Origin of the sequence: Microbacterium sp. NPDC091382 (assembly GCF_044757025.1) — a bacterium.
Taxonomy (GTDB): Bacteria; Actinomycetota; Actinomycetes; order Actinomycetales; family Microbacteriaceae; genus Microbacterium.
Genome location: NZ_JBIVUD010000001.1, coordinates 20,479 through 41,942, shown reverse-complemented (window position 1 = coordinate 41,942; position 21,464 = coordinate 20,479). Strand labels below are relative to the sequence as shown.

General features: G+C 70.1%; 17 protein-coding genes. 11 read left to right on the top strand and 6 right to left on the bottom strand.

Annotated features, from left to right (window positions below):
• Window positions 1-76 precede the first annotated feature (76 nt).
• Complete coding sequence (locus ACIQLK_RS00185) at window positions 77-826, bottom strand: GntR family transcriptional regulator (protein ID WP_400361942.1); 750 nt, start codon at window positions 824-826, stop codon at window positions 77-79.
• 184 nt (window positions 827-1,010) lie between these two features.
• On the opposite strand from ACIQLK_RS00185, the gene ACIQLK_RS00180 reads away from it, so the two are divergent.
• From ACIQLK_RS00180 to ACIQLK_RS00140, 9 genes are all read left to right on the top strand, one after another.
• A complete protein-coding gene (locus ACIQLK_RS00180; RefSeq protein ID WP_400361940.1) occupies window positions 1,011-2,093 on the top strand; it encodes a substrate-binding domain-containing protein in 1,083 nt (360 codons plus the stop codon).
• A 33-nt stretch (window positions 2,094-2,126) separates the two neighbouring features.
• Window positions 2,127-3,614: a sugar ABC transporter ATP-binding protein gene (locus tag ACIQLK_RS00175; RefSeq protein ID WP_400361939.1), complete on the top strand. Its 1,488-nt coding sequence runs from the start codon at window positions 2,127-2,129 to the stop codon at window positions 3,612-3,614.
• Window positions 3,614-4,600 carry an ABC transporter permease gene (locus ACIQLK_RS00170; RefSeq protein WP_400363825.1) on the top strand — a complete coding sequence of 329 codons (987 nt, stop codon included), beginning with the start codon at window positions 3,614-3,616 and terminating at the stop codon, window positions 4,598-4,600. Before ACIQLK_RS00175 ends, ACIQLK_RS00170 begins: the two co-directional genes overlap by 1 nt.
• On the top strand, window positions 4,597-5,652 hold the full coding sequence (locus ACIQLK_RS00165) for an ABC transporter permease (protein WP_400361938.1): 1,056 nt from the start codon (window positions 4,597-4,599) through the stop codon (window positions 5,650-5,652). Before ACIQLK_RS00170 ends, ACIQLK_RS00165 begins: the two co-directional genes overlap by 4 nt.
• Window positions 5,645-6,517, top strand: coding sequence for a 3-hydroxy-5-phosphonooxypentane-2,4-dione thiolase (gene lsrF, locus ACIQLK_RS00160; protein WP_400361936.1), 873 nt, complete (start codon window positions 5,645-5,647; stop codon window positions 6,515-6,517). Before ACIQLK_RS00165 ends, lsrF begins: the two co-directional genes overlap by 8 nt.
• Before the next feature lie 67 nt (window positions 6,518-6,584).
• Window positions 6,585-8,249 (top strand): FAD-dependent oxidoreductase, encoded by a 1,665-nt coding sequence (locus tag ACIQLK_RS00155; protein WP_400361935.1) that lies wholly within the window; start codon window positions 6,585-6,587, stop codon window positions 8,247-8,249.
• Window positions 8,250-8,280: 31 nt separating this feature from the next.
• A complete protein-coding gene (locus ACIQLK_RS00150) occupies window positions 8,281-9,759 on the top strand; it encodes an FGGY-family carbohydrate kinase (RefSeq protein WP_400361933.1) in 1,479 nt (492 codons plus the stop codon).
• Window positions 9,756-11,684, top strand: a complete 1,929-nt coding sequence (locus ACIQLK_RS00145) for an SDR family oxidoreductase (RefSeq protein ID WP_400361931.1) — start codon at window positions 9,756-9,758, stop codon at window positions 11,682-11,684. The genes ACIQLK_RS00150 and ACIQLK_RS00145 overlap by 4 nt, the downstream gene beginning before the upstream one ends.
• Before the next feature lie 95 nt (window positions 11,685-11,779).
• On the top strand, window positions 11,780-13,615 hold the full coding sequence (locus ACIQLK_RS00140) for a hypothetical protein (protein WP_400361929.1): 1,836 nt from the start codon (window positions 11,780-11,782) through the stop codon (window positions 13,613-13,615).
• A gap of 37 nt (window positions 13,616-13,652) precedes the next feature.
• Here the strand turns inward: ACIQLK_RS00140 and ACIQLK_RS00135 are convergent, their stop codons facing one another.
• A complete protein-coding gene (locus ACIQLK_RS00135) occupies window positions 13,653-15,203 on the bottom strand; it encodes a GMC family oxidoreductase (RefSeq protein ID WP_400361927.1) in 1,551 nt (516 codons plus the stop codon).
• A gap of 17 nt (window positions 15,204-15,220) precedes the next feature.
• The gene (locus ACIQLK_RS00130) at window positions 15,221-16,597 is read right to left on the bottom strand and encodes an alpha/beta fold hydrolase (protein ID WP_400361926.1); all 1,377 of its coding nucleotides are present in this window, start codon (window positions 16,595-16,597) and stop codon (window positions 15,221-15,223) included.
• 144 nt (window positions 16,598-16,741) lie between these two features.
• Here ACIQLK_RS00130 and ACIQLK_RS00125 point away from each other — a divergent pair, with 144 nt between their 5' ends.
• The gene (locus tag ACIQLK_RS00125; RefSeq protein WP_400361924.1) at window positions 16,742-17,635 is read left to right on the top strand and encodes an SDR family oxidoreductase; all 894 of its coding nucleotides are present in this window, start codon (window positions 16,742-16,744) and stop codon (window positions 17,633-17,635) included.
• A 3-nt stretch (window positions 17,636-17,638) separates the two neighbouring features.
• On the opposite strand, the gene ACIQLK_RS00120 is transcribed toward ACIQLK_RS00125, so the two are convergent.
• Window positions 17,639-19,210 carry a cellulase family glycosylhydrolase gene (locus ACIQLK_RS00120; protein ID WP_400361922.1) on the bottom strand — a complete coding sequence of 524 codons (1,572 nt, stop codon included), beginning with the start codon at window positions 19,208-19,210 and terminating at the stop codon, window positions 17,639-17,641.
• A 135-nt stretch (window positions 19,211-19,345) separates the two neighbouring features.
• On the opposite strand from ACIQLK_RS00120, the gene coaA reads away from it, so the two are divergent.
• Window positions 19,346-20,293, top strand: a complete 948-nt coding sequence (coaA, locus tag ACIQLK_RS00115; protein ID WP_400361920.1) for a type I pantothenate kinase — start codon at window positions 19,346-19,348, stop codon at window positions 20,291-20,293.
• Between the two features lie 22 nt (window positions 20,294-20,315).
• Here coaA and ACIQLK_RS00110 read toward each other — a convergent pair whose 3' ends face one another.
• The gene (locus ACIQLK_RS00110; protein ID WP_400361919.1) at window positions 20,316-20,780 is read right to left on the bottom strand and encodes a VanZ family protein; all 465 of its coding nucleotides are present in this window, start codon (window positions 20,778-20,780) and stop codon (window positions 20,316-20,318) included.
• Between the two features lie 73 nt (window positions 20,781-20,853).
• Entirely contained in the window at window positions 20,854-21,351 is a 498-nt protein-coding gene (locus ACIQLK_RS00105) for a CAP domain-containing protein (RefSeq protein WP_400361917.1), read from the bottom strand.
• Between the last annotated feature and the right edge of the window lie 113 nt (window positions 21,352-21,464).

Below are 21,464 nucleotides of genomic sequence, written 5' to 3'. Positions count from 1 at the left end.
CGCCACGATAGGCGGGGGGCCTCGCGAGCGACGGGGGCGTTGACAAGCGCCGCGGTCGTCGGGCGGGCGCCGCGACTCAGCGGATGCCGACGTAGAAGCGCGACTCCTCGCTGCGGTGAAGGGCGTGGTACAGCTCGAACGGCACGCCGTCGGCATCCCACGCGACCGACTCGATGGCCAGAACCGGCTTGCCGGCCGCCAACTCGAGCAGCTCGGCGTCCTCGCGGTCGGGGATCACGGCGCTGATCCACCGGTCCGCGCCGCTCGGTTCGACGCCGAAGCGGCGGCGGAGGAGCGCGTACAGCGATGCGTTCTCGAGCTGGGTCGGTGACAGTGTCGGAAACCGCTCGGCGGGAAGGACCGTCTGGACGAGCAGCCACGGCGTCTCATCGACGCTGCGCAGTCGGCGCACGCGGACGACCGGAGCGCCGACCCCGATCTTCAGGTGCTCCGCCTCGAGCGCGTCGGCCTCGCCTGTCGAGAAGTCGAGGACCCGGGTCGAGATGGTGCGTCCGGTGGGTGCGAGATCGTCGGACGATCCGGTGACCGCGCCGACGAACTTCAACTCCGGCCGTTGCGGTGCCACGAAGGACCCCCGTGCGCGGACCTTGTAGATGAGCCCGTTCCGGACGAGCTCACTGAGAGCCTCCCGCACCACGGTGCGAGAGACGCCGTACCGGTCTATCAGCTCGGATTCGGAGGGCAGTGCCTGGTCGGGGCGCAGAACGCCGTCCTCGATCTCGGTTCGCAGCCGCCGTGCGAGCTGCTGCCACAGCGGTACGTCGGCGTCGCGATCGAGCGTGCTGTTCGTCGCACGTGTCGGCATTTGTACTCCTTCGCCCTGCGGCTCGGCGTCGAGCGTATCAACCTCGCAATTGACATCCCGGGTCCGCTGTCCCTACCTTAGTCATCACCAACTTGTAATGACAGGTTGGTACGGACATGTTCTGATCCGCGCACTCAACGAGCGAGTGCCCGACTCGCGAAGACGCGAACAGTGGAGGCAACAGATGAAGTTCCCGAAGATGCGGCGCGCGCTGACCGCCGCAGCGGCCACCGCAGCCGCAGCAGTGATCCTCGCCGGCTGTGCAACCTCGGCCGAGCCCGCCGGCGCCGGCGGGGAGCCCAAGGGGCTGAAGATCGCCCTATCGAACGGGTTCGTGAACGGGTGGCGTCTCACCCTGATCGACAAGTTCGAAACCGAGGCTGACAAGCTGAAGTCGGACGGCGTCGTCTCTGACTACTCGGTCGTCAACGCCCCGGGGGAGAACAGCGCGACGGAGCAGGCATCGCAGATCCGCAGCCTCATGCTCCAGAACCCCGACGTGCTGATGGTCATCCCCGCCTCGTCCAGCGCGCTCAAGCCGGTGATCGAAGAGGCCTGCACCGCCGGCATCAACGTCATCATCCTCGACGCCGACATGGACACCAGCTGTGGCACCGTCGTGCGCAACGACTACGGGCAGTGGGGTGCCGACTCCATCCAGCCGGCCCTCGATGCGATCGACGGCAAGGGCGACATCATCATCAACCGCGGCGTCGTCGGCTCACAGCCCGAAGAGGCGTTCCACGCGCGGCAGATGGAGATCCTGAAGGACTACCCCGACGTGAAGGTCGCGGCCGAGGTCAACGGCTTCTGCGACTCCGCGACCGCCCAGAAGGAGATCGTGAGCGTCCTCGGCTCCCTGCCCGAGATCGCGGCCGTGCCCGGATGCATCGGAGGCATGGGCGTCGTGCAGGCGTTCGAGTCGTCAGGGCGTGACGCGCCGGTCGTCGTCTTCGACACCGACGGCAAGTCGCTGAAGTTCTGGCAGGAGAGCGGGCTCGACAACGGCTCGTTCGCTGCGCTGACGGACCCCGGCCAGGTCGTGGCCGCCGTGTACGTCGCCCTCGCCAAGGAGCGCGGTGAGGACGTCCCGAATGAGGTCGTGCTGCCGCTCGTGCAGGTCGCACAGGCCGACCTCGACTACTGGGTCGACACGCTCGGCACCGACGAGTACGCCGCCAATGCGTGGGACGAGGCATCCATCACGGCTGCTCTCACGGCGATCGCCGCAGGCGAGCCCGTCGAAGCCCCCGCGCTCAAGAAGTAACCCGTCCGGCCGACCGGTTCGAAGGAACACTCCATGACCTCTGCGATGCACACGCCCGGGCACAGCGCCGTCGCGCCGCCGCTGCTGACCGCCACCAACGTGTCGAAGCGATATGGCAAGACAGCCGCATTGACGGGCATCGACATCGCCGTCGGCGCGGGGGAGATCCTCGGACTGGTCGGCCACAACGGCGCCGGAAAGAGCACGCTCATGCGCGTGCTCGCCGGACGCGAAGCCCCCGACGGCGGATCGGTGACGTGGCGCACCCCCGGTCCGTGGAATCAGCGCACAGCCGCCGCGGCAGGTGTGCGCATGATCTACCAGGAGCTGGCCCTCTGCCCCGACCTCACGGTCGCCGAGAACATCGCGCTGTCGGATGCCGCGGCGCGAGGCTGGGGGTGGCGGCGCACGGCCGAGCGTCGAGTCGCGCAGACGCTCGACGAGGTCTTTCCCGGGCACGGCATCGACATCGTCCGCCGGGTCGTCGACCTCAGCATGGCGCAGCGGCAGATGCTCGAGATCGCGCGTGCCCTGTGCACGGACGGACTCTCGATGCTGATCCTGGACGAACCGACCGAGTCGCTGAGCGTGGACGCGACCCGCCAGCTCTATACCCACCTCCGCGCGCTGACCGCACAGGGCGTGAGCATGGTGCTCATCTCGCACCGGATGCAGGAGGTCCTCGCCAACGCGGACCGGATCGCCGTCATGAAGGACGGTCGCATCGTCGAGGTGACCGGCGCGGCCTCGACGAGCGAGGACGCCCTGCTGGCGACCATGGGCGGCGACGTCCACGCCGACACCAGCACGGTCCGCCGGGTGACCAGCACGCCCCGGCCCGACGTGCGCGCCGAGGGCACACTCGCCCGGCTCGACGATCTGGGCGTAGAACTCCACGTCGGCCCCGGCGAAGTCGTGGGCCTCGCGGGGCTGGCCGGCCACGGGCAGGATGTCGTGCTGCGCCGGCTGTGGTCGAACAGCCGGGGCGCGATGGTGGCCAAGCGCCGTGCCTACGTCCCCGGCGATCGACAGACGAGCGGGATCTTCCCGCTCTGGACCGTCGCCGAGAACCTCACCGTGGCATCCGCTCGGCAACTCTCCACCGCGGGTGTCGTGCGTTCCGGTCGCAAGAGCGCCCTCGCGGGGGAGTGGGTGCAGCGCCTGAGCATCAAGGGCGGTGCGCGCTCACCGATCACCGCCCTGTCGGGCGGTAACCAGCAGAAGGTCCTCGTCGCCCGGGCTTTCGCCACGGATGCCGCCCTCGTGCTGCTCGACGACCCGTTCCGGGGCGTCGACGTGACGACCAAGAACGAGCTCTACGCCCTCATGCGGGTGGAGGCGTCCCGAGGGCGATCCGTCATCTGGTACTCGACCGAGAACAGCGAGATGGCCCACTGCGACCGCGTGTACGTGTTCCGATCCGGCCGCATCGTCAGCGAGCTGCGCGGTGACGAGATCACCGAGGACCGCATCATCGCCGACTCGTTCGGCACCGACGACCGCATCGAGGAGATCGCGTGATGACCACAGCAGCGGCAGGACGACGGTCCGCCTCGTTCCCGACGACGACCACCCGGCTGCGGGGGAGCGCGATCAACGGCTCGCCCGCACTGCTCGCACTCGTCACGCTCGCCGTGATCTTTGCGATCACCGCGAGCCTGCAGCCCGGCATTCTCAGCATTCCCGGGCTCACCCTCATGCTGATGTCGTCGGTACCTCTCGTGCTCGCCGCGCAGGCGCAGATGATCATCATGAGCGTCGGCGACATCGACCTCAGCGTGGGGTACCTGGTCGGCCTCATCACCGTCATCGCCGCGACGCTGTTCATCGACGCGCCCCTGCTCGCGGTCGCTGCGATCGCCGGCATCGTCGTCGTCTACGGCCTGCTGGCTCTCGTCGTTCAGCGCCGCGGAGTGCCGTCGATCATCGTGACGCTCGGCATGTCATTCGTCTGGCTCGGCATCGGGCTGCAGATCCGCCCCACGCCGGGCGGCCAGACGCCGGACTGGCTGTCGGTCATCTCGACCTGGCGTCCGACCTGGTTCCCCGCACCGGTCATCTTCATCATCCTCGCGACGCTGGCCGGCTGGTACATCACCCGTCGCTCCCGTGCCGGCGCGCAGATGCGCGCGCTCGGGTCGCAGGCCGCAACGCTCGAGAAGGCCGGTGTCTCGCTGACGCGCACACGCGTCACGGCTTATGCGCTCGCCGCCGTCCTCATGGTCGCGGCCGGTCTCCTGCTCGCCTCGCAGACGTGGTCGGGCGATGTGAACGCCGCGAGCGAGTACACGCTCATGACCATCGCCGCGGTCATCCTCGGGGGCGGCACGTTCTCGGGCGGGCGTGCTCTGCCCATCGGGACGACGCTCGGCGCCGTCACCCTCGGGCTCATCACCGTTCTACTGAGCCTCATCAATCTCCCGTCCGCCCTGCAGTCGGCGGCGCAGGGCCTCATCGTCATCGCGGTGCTGGCCGGTCGCATCATCACCGAGAGGTTCGTCCGATGACCGCAGTCGACACCCGCACCCTCCCCGCGGCTCCCGCCGAGCGACGGTTCAGCTGGCCGGCATGGGGCTGGTCGCTGATCGGCGTACTCGGTGTCTGGGCCGTCATCATCGCCGTCCGACCCGGGTCGCCGTTCGACCCGATCACGCAGGCACTCTCGCTCGCGCCGTTCCTGGTGCTCGTCGCCCTCGGTCAGATGCTCGTCATCACCCTGGGGCCGGGGAACATCGACGTCTCGGTGGGAACGGTCATCTCGATGACCTCGTACGTGTCCGTCGCCGTCGGTGCGACGCACGGTCCTGTGATCGGGCTCCTCGCCGCAGTGGCCGCCGGAGCCCTGGCGGGGGCCGTGTCGGTCGCCGCGATCCTGGTGCTCCGTGTGCCGCCCATCATCGCGACCCTCGCGACCAGCCTCATCGTCACGAGCGCGACGCTGCTGCTCGCAGACGCGGCCCGCGGCGGTGCCGACCCGGCGCTGCGCGCGTTCGTCAACGCGAAGGTCGTCGGCATCCCGGTCATCGCCATCATCGTCGCGGCCGTCACCGTGCTCGCCTGGTTCGTCCTTCGGCACACGCAGCTCGGGCTGTCGATCATCGCCGTCGGGCAGAGTGCTCGAGCCGCGGAGCGCGCAGGCATCAAGGTCGCCCTCGTCACCGCCACGGCCTATCTCATCAGCGCCGGGTTCGCGGGTCTCGTCGGCGGCCTGCTGGCGGCGTACATCTCGCCGAGCACCGTTCTCGGAACGAGCTACATGCTCGACTCCATCGCCGTCGTCGTCATCGGCGGCACCCTCATCTCGGGAGGCCGCCCCGTGCCCGCGGGCGCATGGACGGGCGCCCTCTTCTTCGTGCTGCTGTCCGGCCTGCTCAATCTCGTCGGCTGGTCGGTCGGGGCGCAGAACGTCCTCAAGGGCGTCCTCGTCGTGCTCGTCGTGATCGTCGCGTCGGCGGCGACGGGGACCGGCCGCTCCAGCATCCACCGGCTGCGCGACAGCATGCGCACTCGGACCTCGACCCCCTCCACCCCCTCACAGAAGGAGCCCATCCATGGCTGACCTCGACGACCTCCGCGACGGCACCGATTTCGGTGGAAGAGCCGCGCCCGCAGGCGGATTCCACCTCAAGGGCCAGGCCGGCCAGGACTGGGGCCTGCGCGCCCGTCTGTCGCGCGTCTTCGACCCCACCGACGGCAAGACCGTCATGCTCGCCTTCGACCACGGCTACTTCCAGGGTCCGACGTCGGGCCTGGAGCGACTCGACCGTTCGATCCTGCCGCTGGTCCCGCAGGCGGACGCCCTGATGTGCACCCGCGGCGCGCTGCGTACCACCATCCCGCCCGAGAACGGCAAGGGCATCGTCCTGCGGGCCTCCGGCGGGCCCAGCGTCCTCAAGGAACTGTCCGACGAAGAACTCGCGGTGTCCATCGACGACGCCGTGCGGCTGGATGCCGCGGCCCTCGCCGTGCAGGTGTTCGTCGGCGGCGAGAACGAGACCAAGTCGATCAGGAACCTCACCACGCTCGTCGACCAGGGTCAGGGCGCGGGGATCCCGGTGCTGGCGGTGACGGCGGTCGGGCGGGACATGGTGCGCGACGCCCGATACTTCCGCCTCGCCACCCGCATCAGCGCAGAGCTGGGCGCGGCGTTCGTCAAGACGTACTACGTCGAGGACGGCTTCGAGACGGTCACAAGCGCCTGCCCCGTGCCGATCGTCATCGCGGGCGGCAAGAAGGTCGAAGAGCGCGAGGCGCTCCGCGTGGCCTACCAGGCGATCCAGGAGGGCGCCGCGGGCGTGGACATGGGGCGCAACGTCTTCCAGTCCGAGCACCCCGCCGCGATGCTCGCCGCCGTCCGCGGTGTCGTGCACGACGGCCTCACCCCGGCCGACGCGTTCGACCTCTTCCAGACCCTGTCGCACTGACCCCGATGCGGGCGCCGACGTGGCGCCCGCATCCCTGCTCGGGCACCTGCGCCCGGTGAGGACACCCATGCCCACTCTGCACACCCACAGCACTCCGTCGAACGCCGACGTCGTCGTGATCGGCGCCGGCATCAACGGCCTGGCGATCACGCGGGAGCTCGCCGCCCGAGGGCTCGAGGTCGTGATGATCGATCAGGACGACATCGCGGCCCGCACCTCGGCGATCTCGACGCGCCTCATCCACGGCGGGCTCAAGTACCTCCCGCGGTTCGAGATCCCTCTCGTGCTCGAGTCGATCCGAGAACGCGACATCCTGCTGCAGAGTGCGCCGCACCTGGTGCGGCCTTACCCGATGCTGATCCCTTTCGCGAAGTGGAACAAGACCCCCGGGTGGCTGATGTCATGCGGGCTCATCGTCCACGACGTCCTCGCCCTCGGCAAGAAGCTGCCCCTGAACCGGATCGTATTCTCGGGTCGTCTCAAGCGGGAATGGCCCTCCGTCGCCAAGGCGGGCGTCAAGTGGGGCGGTCTGTTCCAGGACGCGCACGTGCCCGTGACGGAGCGGTTCGCGGTCGAGATCGCCATCGATGCGAGCGCCCGAGGTGCCACGATTCTCACGCACACCCCCGTGACGGGGCTGCTGCGCGACGCGAGGAGGGTCGTCGGCGTCACCTACCGGGACCGGCTCACGCGCGAGACTCGCGAATTGCGCGCACCCCTCGTCATCAACTCCGCCGGGCCGTGGGTGGATGCCGTCCTCGACCTGGCGGGGGAGCACCCGCGCAAGATAGGGCCGACGAAGGGCAGTCATCTCGTCGTGGAGGCCTTCCCCGGGGCTCCCGACACCTGCATCTTCTTCGACTCGCCTGAGGACGGGCGTCCGATGTTCGTGCTGCCGTGGTGGGACGGCCGCTTCATGATCGGCACCACCGACCTCCCTTACGACGGCTCCATCGACGAGATCGCCATCGATGCGGCCGAGGTGGATTACCTGCTCCGCTCGGCGAACACGATCATCCCCGACGCGTCCCTGACCCCGGACGACGTCCTCTGGTCCTACTCCGGCGTCAGGCCCCTGCCCTACGTCGCCGACCTCACCGACCCGTCCTCGGTCTCACGCGACAGCGACATCATCGAGCACAAGGGCGACGAGCGCGGACTCTTCACGATCATCGGCGGCAAGTACACGACCCACCGCGCACTCGGCGAACAGACCCTTCGGAAGGTGGAGGACGCCCTGGGCTTGCAGCATCAGCCGTCACCCACCCGGACCTCGCGCTTCCCCGGTGCGCCCGCCGCGGACATCGCGGCGTTCACGCAGGCGTTCGCCGAAAGGAGCAACCTCCCGGCCGCCGTGGCCACGAGGCTCGCATCGGTGTACGGGGCACTGGCACGGCCCATCGCCGAGCTGGCCGCATCCGATCCTGCCCTCGCGGAGGTGATCGACCCCGAGACCGGCGCGATCGCGGCCGAAGTGCTCTACGCCGTCCGAGAGGAGGGCGCGTTCACCCTGGAGGACGTGCTGGTGCGACGCACCGTCATCGCTTTCGGGAGCGACGTCGGCATCGCGGCTTCGCGGGCGGCCGCCGCTGTGCTGGTGGCATATGCAGGCTGGACCGAGGCGCACGCCGATGCGGAGGTGGCGCGCTACCGTGAAGCAGCTCGGCGTTTCATGCCGCGGGCCCTGCGAGGCGACGAAGCCGCAGACCAGGTCCCCGCCGGAACGCTCTGAACCCGGGAGAACGAGCAAGATGAAAAGCTGCGTGATCGGCATCGACGTCGGTCTCACCTCTGCCAAGGCGGCCGCATTCGACCTGCAGGGCAACGAGATCAGGACGGTATCGTCGCCCAACCCGCGCGTCGCTGTCTCGAGGGAGCGCCAGGAGATCGACATGGACGCGCTCTGGGGCGTCGTGGCCGACGTCCTGGGGGATCTCACCGAGTATCTGCGGGGCGAGGGGTGGCACATCAGCGGTGTCGGCGCGACGGGCCACGGCAACGGGCTCTATCTCGTGGACGAGGATCTGAGGCCCGTGCGTTCCGCCATCGCGTCGACCGACAGCAGAGCGGAACAGATCATCGCCGAGCTTCCGCCCGCGGAGGTCGAGCGTGTGCGCCTGCTGACCGGGTCGATTCCGTGGGCGGCACAGCCCGCCGTCCTCCTCCGCTGGCTGCAGGACAACGAGCCGGAGACGGTGGCGCGGGCGCGATGGGCGCTGACCTGCAAGGACTGGCTGACCCTGTGCCTGACCGGCACGCCGAGCGCCGATCTCTCGGATGCATCGGGCTGCGGACTCGTGAATCTGCGGTCGCGCCGATACGAGTCGGCCGCCGTCGAGATGCTGGGTCTGTCCCGCAGCATCCTCCGTCTCTTCCCGACGCTGCGCTCCTCCGATGCCGTCGTCGGCGCCGTGACCGCCGAGGCGTCATCGGCGACGGGGTTACCGGAGGGGCTGTCCGTGGTGGCGGGCTGCATGGACTGCGTCGCGAGTCCGCTGGGCGCGGGCTCGGCACGAGAGGGTGATGTCACCGTCATCGTCGGTACCTGGGCGATCAACAGCGTCGTCGTGCCGGCCGACACCGTTCCGCCCCGTGTGACGATCAACGCGCTGCTGCCGGACGGCGAGCTCATGCTTGCCATGGAGGTCGCCCCGACCTCGGCGGCGAGCATCGAGTGGGCCTCGAGCATCCTCGGTTCGCGTGCGACGATCCCGGTCACCCCGCGGGATCTCCTCGAGGCCTGCCCCGATGCGCCGCCCCTGGCCGACGGACTCATCTTCCTGCCGTTCATCCATGGAGCCCCGGAGCACCTCGGGGCCTCGGGCACGTTCCTCGGGATCAAGGGGAGTCACACGTTCGCGCACGTGGCCCGCGCGGTCGCCGAAGGCGTCACGCAGTATCACCGCGTGCAGATCGAGAAGGTCACCGCGTGCGGCGCGGGCCTGACGAGCGGACCGTGGACGCTGGCGGGCGGGGGTGCGAAGAATGCGCAGTGGGCGCAGATGTTCGCGGACATCCTCGATCACCCGATGCGGCGGCAGTTGGGCACCGAGCTCGGCGCCCGTGGCGTCGCGTCGCTCGCCGCTCGGGGAGTCGGCGTGGACACGTCGCCGTGGCAGGTCGCACCCGATCCCGCTCTGGTCGTCTCGCCGGGCACGTCACGCGACGCCTACCGGGATCAGGCCGCCCGGTTCGATCGAGTGCTGTCGGCGATGGGCTCCGTGTGGGAGGTCTCCGCATGAACGCGATCCCTCCCGGCCACCGTCGTGACCTGGATGCCATCGTCCGCGTGAGCCGCGAGCTCGGCGCGGACCCGTCCTTCGTGCTCCACGGCGGCGGCAACACCTCGATCAAGACGATCGGGCGCGATGTCACCGGCGCCGATGTCGACCTCATCCTCGTCAAGGGCAGTGGGTGGGACCTCCGGACCATCGAGGCGGAGGGCTTCGCGCCGCTCAGACGTACCCGGCTGGCGGAGCTTCTCCACGTCGACGAGCTCGATGACATGACGATGGTGAACGAGCTGCGGCAAGCCTCGCTCGACGCGGCTGCGCCCACAGCCTCGATCGAGGCGCTGCTGCACGCCTACCTGCCCGGAAAGGCCGTGCTGCATTCGCACGCCGATGCGATCGTCGCGCTGACCAACCGAGGTGTCGACGACAGCGAGATCGCCGAGGTCCTGGGTGACGGGGTGCTCGTGCTCCCGTACGTGATGCCGGGCTTCCCGCTAGCGAGGCGCATCGCGTCCACAGATGTCTCGGGTGTCGACGCGGTGGTCCTCCGCAACCACGGGTTGTTCACCTTCGCCGATGATCCGGATGCCGCCCTGGGCCGTCACCGCGAGCTCGTCGCCCGTGCGGCGTCGCTGACCGGGGTGACGCAGTGGGGTGACCCCGGCGAGGCTGCCGAGCGCTCCGGCGATGTCGAGGAACTGGCGGACCTTCGCCGCGCGGTGTCGGTTGCCGCCGGGCGGCCGATGCTGTTGCGCCAGTCCAGCAGCTCGCGAGCCGAAGAGGTCGCCGCGCGGCCCGGGCTCGACCGGGCCACCACGCGCGGAACGGCGACACCGGAACACGTCATCTACACCAAGCGCTCACCGATGCTGGGGCGCGATGTCGAACTGTTCGCGGCCCGCTACCGGGATTACGTCGACCGCCACCGGGACCGGATCGACGACATGACCGAGCTGGACCCCGCGCCGCGGGTCGTGCTCGACCCGGAGTGGGGGATGCTCGTCGCCGGCGAGACCGTGCGAGACCTCCGTGTCGTTCACGACGTGGCGCTGCACACCTTCGACGTCATGGACGCCGCCGATCGGATGGGTGGATATCAGTCGCTGAGCGAAGAGCTCACCTTCGACATCGAATACTGGTCACTCGAACAGGCCAAGCTCGCCGGCAAGAAGCGGTCCCCGCTCACGGGCGAGGTCGCGCTCGTCACCGGTGCCGCATCCGGCATCGGGCGCGCTGTCGTGGAGCACCTGCTGCGAAGCGGCGCCGCCGTCGTCGGCGTCGATCTCAGCCCGCAGGTGGTGGACGCCTTCGACGGCGAGGCGTGGCGAGGCATCGTCGGCGACGTCAGCGACCCGTTCGTCATCGACGCCGCCATCGACACGGCGGCGCGAGACTTCGGCGGCCTCGACATGGTCGTACCCGCGGCGGGGATCTTTCCGTCGAGTGCCCCGGTGGCGAACCTGCAGGACGAGGAGTGGGATCGCGCCCTGCGCGTCAACGTCACCGCGGTGGCCCGTGTCGCCCGGGCCGCCCATCCGTTGCTGGCGCGGTCGCCCCGAGGCGGGCGGTTCGTCCTCGTGTCCACGAAGAACGTGGCGGCGCCCGGTCCTGGTGTCGCGGCGTACTCCGCGAGCAAGGCGGCCGCGGCGCAACTCGCCCGGGTGCTGGCACTCGAGTGGGCGCCCGACGGCATCCGCGTCAACCAGGTGGAGCCCGACGCGGTTTTCGACACCGGCATCTGGACGCCGGAGCTGCTCGCCCAGCGCGCCGCGGAGTACGGCGTGACCGTCGCGGAGTACCGGACGCGCAACCTGCTCGGTGCAGAGGTCACGAGCGCCGCCGTCGCAGAGGCGGTCGGGGTGTTCTGCGAGATGCTGCCCGTCACCACCGGGGCCCACCTCAGCGTCGACGGGGGCAACGACCGCGTGATCTGACCAGGCGCATTTCCCCCGGTCCCATCTCCCCTCGGGGGCGGGCGCCGCTAGACTGACGCCGGGCCGACAGGCCTCTTTCTGGGGAAAGACGAAGAATGGCTGGGCGAGCACCCGATCTCGCTGCGCAGCGGCGAGTCATTCTCGGCGTTCACGTGTGGTGGGATGCCGTTACCAGCCGCGCCTTCTTCACCCGCTCTGCGCTCTGGATCAGCCTCATCGTCTCGGTCTCGGTGATGGCTCCGTTCCAGCACTTCTCCGGGCCGGCGGGCTACCTGCACGTCGTCGTCGTCGCGGTGGTCGGGTGGGCCGTTCTGGCCGCGGCGTTGCTGCCGGCGGCCGTCGCGGAGCGGCGGATCGAGCGGGCGGTGCCCCGCGGCATCCTCATCCTCGCGTCCGTCATCATCGCCGCCACCCTTCGCCCGTTCGTCAACGAAGGCGTGTACGCGCTGCTCTACTCGGGTGCGCCCGACCTCAGCGGAATGGCCGCCCGCATCGTCTCGAACATCGTCGTCTGGGTGGCGGGGCTCTCGATCATCGCGATGACGGTCCAGTCGATCGAACTCACCCATGGCAGCCGCGCGCGGCTCTCCGTCGCCATCGCCGCGCTCACCGATGGGCGTCGCCGCCTGGCACGCTTCGAATCCGAGAACCGCGAACTGCTCGGCGCGCTCGTCTCGCGCCTGCGTCGTCGGCGCGAGGAGATGCTCTCCGGGATGATCGACTTCGCCGCGGTGCGCGACTACTCCGAAGAAGTCCGCACCGCCAGCCACGAGCTCGAAGCGCGCTCCGGGCTCGACCTGCGGGTCATCGCCTCGGTCGCAGCGGAGCGCGACCTCCCCGCGCCGCGGTCCGTGCTCACGATGCTGCGCCCGACACCGTACCTGCTGACCGGCTTCGTCTTCCTCCTCGGCGCCGTCCCCTACGTGCACCACCTCTCCGGTCCCTGGGCCGCCGCGGGGGCGATCCTCCTCGCCGCGCCGGTGACCGGTCTTGCCGACCTGATCATCCGGCGCCTCGCGCGCGACGCGTCCGCTGCTCGTCGCGGACGTGTCATCGTCGGCGTCTGGATCGCGGCCGGCGTCGTCATGTCGCTCATCACGCACGTCTTCGTCGGGCCCGAGAACCCCACGCGGTTCGTCCCGCTCATCTCCGTTCCGCTCGTCGCCGTCGCGCTGGCCGCTTGCACCGACGCGATCGCGCGCGCCTCGGACAGTGCCCACCGTCTCGAGGCCGTCCTCGCTCTCGTCGCGCGCACGCTGACCGCGAAGACCGCGTCGGCGCGTCGGCCTCTCCGCAACGCCGCCCACGTGTTGCACGGACGGGTGCAGGGGCGTTGCGTCCTGCTCGCCGCGACCGCAGACGAGTGGGAGCTCACGCCGGACGACATCACGACGTTCCGCCGAGAGACCGACGCCGCCTTCGATTCGATCGTCGCCTTCATCGCCGAGGTCGACTCGGCCGCCCTCGAAGGCTCGGTGCAGAGCGCGCACGAGGACCTCTTCGAGCTCGTCGCCACGTGGCGTTCCGTCGTCGGCGTCGAGAGCACCATCTCGAACGCCGCGGCCAACGCGCTCGCCGACCCCGTCCTCTCGCGACGCGTCGCCACCATCGTCAACGAGGGCTTCGTCAACGCGATCAAGCACTCCGTCGCCAAGGAGGTGTGGGTCGACATCGACGTCACAGGCGACGCGCTTCTCGTGCGGACCTGGTCGACCGGCGTCCTCGACCACGCACCCGTCGTCGGGCCTCAGCTGCGCGGGATCAGCGTTCTCGGGGCGGGTGCCCGCATCTACCAGCGCGACGACGCGGTCGTGCTCGAGGTCCCGGTGCCGCTGAGTCCCGTGCGCGAGACCGGCCCGACGCCCATCGCCGTGCCGCCGCGACGCGTGCGATGGCCGCGCCGCGCCGCACGGCCCACCCGGGTCGGCTGAGCCGGCGACACCCGACCGCGACGCCCGGCGCCGACGCTCAGCGGCCGGCGAGCATCAGGTCGGCGGTCCGCAGGGCCAGCGCCATCTGCGTCAGAGCGGGGTTCGCCGTCAGCGCGCTCGGGAACGTCGAATTGTCGCAGATCCAGAGGTTCTCGACCTCGTGAGAACGACCCGATGCGTCCACGACGCTGTCGGCGGGATCGTCGCCCATCCGCGCCGTGCCGAGCGTATGGCACGAGCGCTGCAGCACGCGCGTGCTGCGCGCGCCCGCGGCGCGGAGGATCCGCTCCATCACCCCGACGCCGTGCCGATCGATCGCCCGCTCGTTGTCGCCCTGCGAGAAGGTGACCTCGGCCCGCGGCATCCCGTCTTCGGCGAGCTCGTCGCTCAGCGTCAGGGCATTGCGGTCGTCGGGAAGGCACTCGCCGTTCATGCCGACGCCGGCACTGAAGGGGTAGTCGCTGATCGCCGACATGAGGTCGTCGCCCCACAGGCCAGCCCCGCGGACGAGCTGCGTGCCGAAGTTCAGCGGCATGACGCCGAGACTCTGCAGCAGGTAGCCGCCGATGAAGTCGGCGTCGTCGGGGCGCACGAAGTCCTCGCTGATGATCGATGACGGGTAGCCGCGGTAGCCGCGGATCGGCTCATCGAACGTGCCCCACACCTGCACGCCGCCGTGCGCCATGAACCCGCGGCCGACGACACCGTTCGCGTTCCCGACGCCCGTGTGCAGCAGCAGACGCGGCGTCTCGACTCCGCCCGCCGCGAGCACGAGTGCGGCGCAACGCTGCCGGTGGTCGGTGCCGCCGGAGCGGTACACGACAGCGGTGACCTTGCCCGCGGCATCCCGTTCGATCCCGTGGACGAACGCGTCGGGCCGGACCTCGGCGCCGGCTGCCACCGCGGCGGGCAGGTACGTGTTCGCCGTCGTCGCCTTCGCGCCGAAGCGGTCGCCCTGATGGATGTCGCCGTTGTCGAGCGTCGCCGGGCGCAGGCCGTAGTGCGGCTGGTCGCGGTCACGCGTGAGAATTGCGGCGGGACCGTCGGTCGCGGTGATCCCGAGCGCCTCGCACCCGCGGATCATCACGTCCGACGAACCGTTCCGGCGCACGGGCGGGTAGGCGTAGGAGCGCGCGGGATCCCACGGGTAGTGCTCTGGACCGCTGACGCCGATGTCGGACTCGACGCGCTCGATGTAGCGGATGAGCTCGGCGTGATCGATCGGCCAGTCGCGACCCTGACCCGTGTCGGTGCGCAGGCGCAGGTCGCGGGCGTCGGGACGCGGCGTGAACGCGCCCCAGTGCAGCGTGCTGCCGCCGACGCCGTAGCCGCTGTTGTTCGGGCCGAACGCGGTCGGGTCGTCGCCGCCGCTGAGACGCTCCGACATCCAGTTGATCTTCGTGGACTCGAGCTCGTCGGGGGTGAACTCGCTGGGCGAGAAGTCCGGACCCGCCTCGAGCGCCACCACCCGGAGCCCCGCCGCGGCGAGCCGCGCGAGCAGGGGAGCACCACCGGCGCCCGTCCCCACCACGACGACGTCGACGACCTCGTCCAGATCGAACCTCTGCATGCCCGGGTGATCAGTCACCCGGCGATGATCGCCGGTCACGCGGCATCCTCCACCACTGTCTGGCCGAGCTCGCTCGGCTCCCATGTCTCCCGTTCGCCGGCAGCGATGGTCGCCCATCCCTCCGGCCGTTTTCCCGTGCCGCCGACGGCGAATCCGTCGAACCCGATGCGCGCGAGCGACGCCGGGTGGGCGAGCCACATGCGCAGCAGATCGTTGCGGGCGTCTTCGAACCACGCGCGGATGCCGTCGGCACCGAGTCCGTCCGCGTCGATGCCGTCGGTGATCAGCGTCACGATCAGGCTGCGCTGCTCGGCGACCTCCGTCGGCCACACCGCCGCGATCGCATCCAGGCCGCGCGCATACGCGATCGGGTCGGCGGGGGAGCCCAGCGGACGCCAGCCGTCGGTGCCGCCGTCGGCGAGCATGTCGTCGATGCGGGTCGCGAGGTCGATCGTCCCACCCTCGCCCTGCGGCACGAGCACCGCCGCGAGCGCACGGAGCGTCTCGACCTGCGCGCGGTTCAGCGAGCGCGGAGCGCGGTCGCGGTCGTCCGCGATCGCGCGGTGCGCGAGCGTCCGCCGCACAGCGACGTCGACGCGCGACGACGCGATGACGCGACCCCACTCCGCCGGCACCACCGGAGCCGCCGCGCGGATCGCGTCCCACGTGTCGGCGAGCACGGCCGCGACCCGCTCGGGGGCCTCGTAGGGCAGCAGGTGGCCGACGCCCGGCATCCGTTCGACGCGGGCCCGGGGGTAGACATCGGCGATCAGCTCGGGTTGCGCGGCGGCACCGAGCGCCTCGTCGGCGTCGCCCGCCAGCACCACGACGGGCAGGTCGAGAACGCCCACGAGCGAGGTCGCGTCCTCGAGGCTGCCCGCGGTGAGCCAGTCGCGCCACGCGGATGCCGGCTGTCGCACGACGGCATCGATCGCCGCCTCGTTCACCTCGGCGGGCAGGGGAGTGGCGACGTTCGCCGACACGAAGGCCGCGGCATCCTCCTGCGACAGGTGCTCGCCGTGCGCGGTCGCGAGCATCTCGGCGCGCTTGTCGTCCGGCATCGGCTCGGGCGTCGGGGGAGAGGGCGCGAGGAGGACGGCGCCCGCGAGCCCGAAGACCCGCTCGGTTCCGGCCAGCACGCGCGACATGACACGCGCGGCGACCTTGCCGCCGAGGCTGTGGCCGCAGACGAGGAACGGGCCGCCGTCGGCCTCGGCGGCGATCCGTTCGAGCGCGGTGTCGGCGAGGTCGTCGACGGATGCCGCGCGCCCCCGGTCGAGCAGGTCGATGCCCACGACGCGCAGTCGCGGATCCGCTGCCGCGGCGATGGCGCCGGCAGATGCGGCATCCAGCCCCAATCCCGGCAGGAAGAAGACGGTGCACTCATGAGGGTGGTTCGCAGCGCTCGGCACGGGACCACCCTAGGAACGCGGCCGACCTTCCTCGCATACTTGCGCACCCGCCGAGGAGGTGCGATCATCCCGCGCCCCTGCCTCGCCGCGCACGCGGACGCAAGGGGGTGATTCGCGCTCCGGCACCGACCTACCGTGGCGAGCATGACCGACCAGTACACGTTCGACAACCCCGTCACCCGTTACGCCCGCGTCGAGCCGCCCGTGCAGCACCAGCCCGAGCCCGGCGTGCAGGCGCGTATGACGCCCGTCCCCGACCTGGGCGAGCACACGTACCGGGGTTCCGACCGGCTGCGGGGACGCAAAGCGCTCATCACCGGCGGCGACTCGGGCATCGGTGCGGCGGCTGCCATCGCCTTCGCACGCGAGGGAGCGGACGTCGTCATCGTGCACCTGCCCGACGAGAAGGAGGATGCCGACCACGTCCTGCAGGTCATCGCCGACGCCGGGGTGCGCGGCCACGCGATCGCCGCCGACATCACCGACCCCGACCGCTGCCGCGACCTCGTCGCCGAGGCGGCCGAGTTCCTGGGGAGCATCGACATCCTCGTCAGCAACGCCGGCAAGCAGGTCGCCGTCGATCGCGTCGAGAACCTGTCCGACGACCAGTTCCGCGCCACCTTCGAAACCAACGTCTTCGCGTTCTTCTGGATCGTGAAGGCCGCGCTGGTCTACATGCCGGCCGGGGCATCCATCATCAGCACGGCCTCGCTCGAGGCGTACAAGCCGGCACCCGACCGCCTCGACTACGCCGCGACCAAGGCTGCGGTGAACAACTTGTCGAAGGGGCTCGCGCAGCAGCTCGCGCCCCGCGGCATCCGGGTCAACGTCGTCGCCCCCGGCCCGGTGTGGTCGGCGCTGCAGGTCAGCGACGGCGTCTCGGACGAGCAGATGCAGGCGTTCGACGAGGAGAACGAGTACAAGCGCGCTGGGCAGCCGGCCGAGATCGCACCCGCGTTCGTGTTCCTCGCTTCGGCGGAGTCGAGCTACGTCTCGGGCGAGACCCTGAACGTCAACGGCGGGATGGTCACGCCGTAGCGGTCAGCGCGTCACCGAGAGCGACAGGGCGGGGGATGCCGGTGCCTTCGGCGCGGTGAGGATCGCCCCGACGTCGACGCGGGACCCCTGCGTCAGATTGGCGAGTCCCCACTCGACCCCCGAGCAGCTGATGCGGGCACCCGCGGTGCCGGGGCTCGCGACGCGGCACGACATTCCCCACGCGCTGTCGACGGCGGTCGCACCCGGCGACGCCCACGAGGCCGTCCACGACCGCACCTTCACGCCCGACGACGCCGTGAGGGCCAGGGCGATCTGGTATTTCGACGGCCATGAACTCGTCACCGTCAGCGTCGCCGAGACGCCGTTCGACGACGCGCTCGTGGATTTCCCGACGGCGGGGTCGGGCTTCGTGCCGGGGGACGAGGGCTGCGGGGACGGCTGGGGTGCGGGTGTCGGCGCCGGCGCGGCCGGGTAGCGCACGTTCTTCGGAGTGAGGATCGGCTTCAGCGCCGCGAGCTTCGCCTTCTCGCGCGTGAACCAGTCGTCCTTCAGCAGCCCGCCGGTGTCACCGCTGTTCGGGTTGAAGGACCAGTAGCCCCAGCTGATGCGGCGGTCCTTCAGGTAGCCGACGAACTTCGACAGCCACTTCTTGTCGGACGAGGTCTGCAGCTTCGTGCCGAATTCGCCGACGAACACCGGCGCGATGTTCTTGGTGACGATGTAGCCCCACTGCTTGTCCCACACCGCGCGGAGGTTCTCCGGGTATCGCTTGTCGTGGAACCAGGGCTGATCGAACACCGACGAGGGGTACTCGTGGGGCGAGTAGACGACGCGGTTCTTGACCTTGAGCACCACCGGCTTCGACTTCACGCCGGTCAGGTTGCCACCCCACCAGGTGCCCTTGCCGTCGGCGCCGTACTGCACGCCCTCGACGATGATCAGCAGCTTCGAGTTGACGGTGTGGATGGCGTCGCCCGCCCGCGTCGCCGCCGCGCGCCAGTCGCGCGCCTTCACGCCGCAGCCCCAGCACGCCGAACCCTGCGGCTCGTTGTGGAGGTCGAAGCCGATGACCGTCGGCTGGTTCTTGTAGCGCTTCGCGAGCATCTTCCAATCCGAGATCCAGCGGGACTCGGAGTACTTCTTCGTGTACCAGAGCTCGGACTGGGCATCGGTACCCGGCCGGTGCCGGTCGAGGATCACGCGCAGGTTGTACTTGTGCGCGCTCGCGACGACGGCATCCATCACCGTCAGCGTCGAGGCCTTCGCGAGCTTCGGGTTCAGTGCGGTGTTCACGGAGCCGACCGATTTCTTGGTCAGGCACTCGTTCGAGAACGGCAGGCGCACGGTGTTGAAGCCCATGCCCGAGATCTGGGCCATGCCCTGATCGAGCGTGATCGACCACAGGCCGTGCGGCGCGCACGTGTCGGTCTCCATCCCGAACCACGAGGTGGCCTTCACGGTCACGGTCCTGCCGGTCGAGGCGTCCTGGATCTTGGATCCGTGCGTCTTCAGCCAGGGGATCGTGGCGGCCTCGGCCGTCGCGGGAGCGGAGGCCACGCCCAAGGATGCCGTCAACACGACAGCGGCGAGGACCGCCAGAACGCGTCGCAGCATCGGAAAAACCCCCGTCGAGAGCGGCAGAACGGCCGCGATGGAACACCCGATGCCAAGAGTACGCGACACACCCCCTCTCGCGCGCGTACGTCCCGCGCGCGAGAGGGCGCTCGACCGCGGGCTAGAGTTGCGGCAATGTCCACCGATGAGACGCTGACGACCATCGACTCGCTGTACCGCGAGATCCCCCGCGCCGAGTGGGCGCGCATGGCCGCCGGCATGGAGCAGCCCCTCACCGAGACCGAGATCGTGCAGCTGCGCGGCATCGGCGACCGCCTCGACATCACCGAGGTGCGCGAGGTGTACCTGCCGTTGAGCAGGCTGCTCTCGCTCTATGCGTCGGCCACCAAGCGCCTCGGCGCCGACACGGCCGGGTTCGTCGGCGAGCAGGATGCCACGACGCCCTTCATCGTCGCTGTCGCCGGCTCGGTCGCCGTCGGCAAGTCGACAGCCGCCCGTCTGCTGCGCGAGCTCATGAGCCGGTGGCCGGGCACACCGCGGGTGGAGCTCATCACCACCGACGGCTTCCTCTACCCCAACGCCGAGCTCGAACGTCGCGGGATCATGGACCGCAAGGGCTTCCCGGAGTCGTACGACCGACGCGCGCTCGTCGACTTCCTCGTCGCCGTGAAGTCCGGTGAGCCCGAGGTGCGGGCACCGTACTACTCGCACATGCGGTACGACATCATCCCCGACGCCCAGGTCACCGTCCGGCGTCCCGACGTCATCATCGTCGAGGGCCTGAACGTCCTCGCGTCGGCGCCCAACCCGCACGACATCGCGGTGAGCGAGCTCTTCGACTTCTCGATCTACGTCGACGCCGACGTCGATCACATCGCGCAGTGGTACGTCGACCGGTTCCTCGCGCTCCGCGAAGCTGCCTTCTCCAACCCGAACTCGTTCTTCCGTGTCTTCGCCGACATCTCCGACGACGAGGCGGTCGCTCGGGCTCTCGGCTATTGGAACGACATCAACCTGCCGAACCTCCGCGAGAATGTCGAGCCGACCCGTCACCGGGCGAAGCTCGTGCTGCGCAAGGCCGCCGACCACACGGTCGAGACGGTCCGTCTGCGCAAACTCTGAAGCCGCGGCTCCGAGGCGTGGCTCAGCGGCGTCGGACCATCCGCCACAGCTCGAGGCCCAGCATCCCGACACAGGCCCCCGCCGTGTTCGCGATGATGTCGAGCACGCTCGGGAAGCGCTCGGTCAGGAAGGCGGCCTGCCCGCACTCGATCGTCACCGTCGCGACGATCGCGATGGGCAGGACGAGGTCGCGTGAGCGCAGCATCATCGGCAGCAGCACGCCGAACGGTACGAACAGCGCGACGTTCGCGGCGAACTCCACCCGGTGGTAGCTGAGCGCGGGCAGCCGTCGCGAGAGGGCTTCGAGCAGCGGTGCGACGCCCGCGTCCACCGGGGTCGGCCAGAACGCGATCGCCGCCAGCGCGACGATGTAGCCGCCGAGCACCAGGAGCGGCACGGATGCCGGTCGCCGTCGCGCGGTCGACGAGGCGGGCAGCGGCGGCCTCGGCGGGATCTCCTGCGGGGCAGGCGGCGGGACGTTCGGCATCGGTCCTCCTCGGGCGGGGCGCGACGCTGCGGCGAAGATCGCCGAGTCTACGCCCCGCCCGGGGCGGGGCCGACTAGCGCGCAGGGTACGAGCCGAACACCTGCGTGTAGAACGGCAGACCCTGCTTCGAGCACGCGACGCCGATGCCGATGCGGTTGTACGACCCGAGGATGTTGGCGCGGTGCCCGGCCGATTTCATCCACGCCGGGGTGACCTTGGCCGGGGTGTACCCGAACGCGACGTTCTCGGCGGCGCGGGTCCAGCCCTTGGGGATCTGCGATGAGTACCGGGGGTTGTGACTCATCCGGTTGGCAGAGGCCTGCGTGGTCGACCAGGCGATCGCGACCTTGGACATCGACGCGTTGAGGGTCAGGGGCTTCTTGCCCTTGGCCTTGCGCGCCGCGTTCACGTCGGCGAGGACGCGCTTCTGGACGGCGGCCTGCGTGGTACCGGTGCACGAGGTCGACGTCGCCGCCGAGGCGGCCGCGGCCGGAGCCACCGAGAGCGAGAGGGCGAGGACGGCGGTGAGCGCGAGTGCGGATCGCCGTCGGAAACGAGGGGATGCGGACATGGGGGACTCCGTCGTGTGGGGGCACGACCGTGCGGGGGACACGGTCATCCATGGCTACCAAACGGATGCCGCTCGCCGCCACCCCTTGTATGCGCGACGCGCCTGAGCGCGGG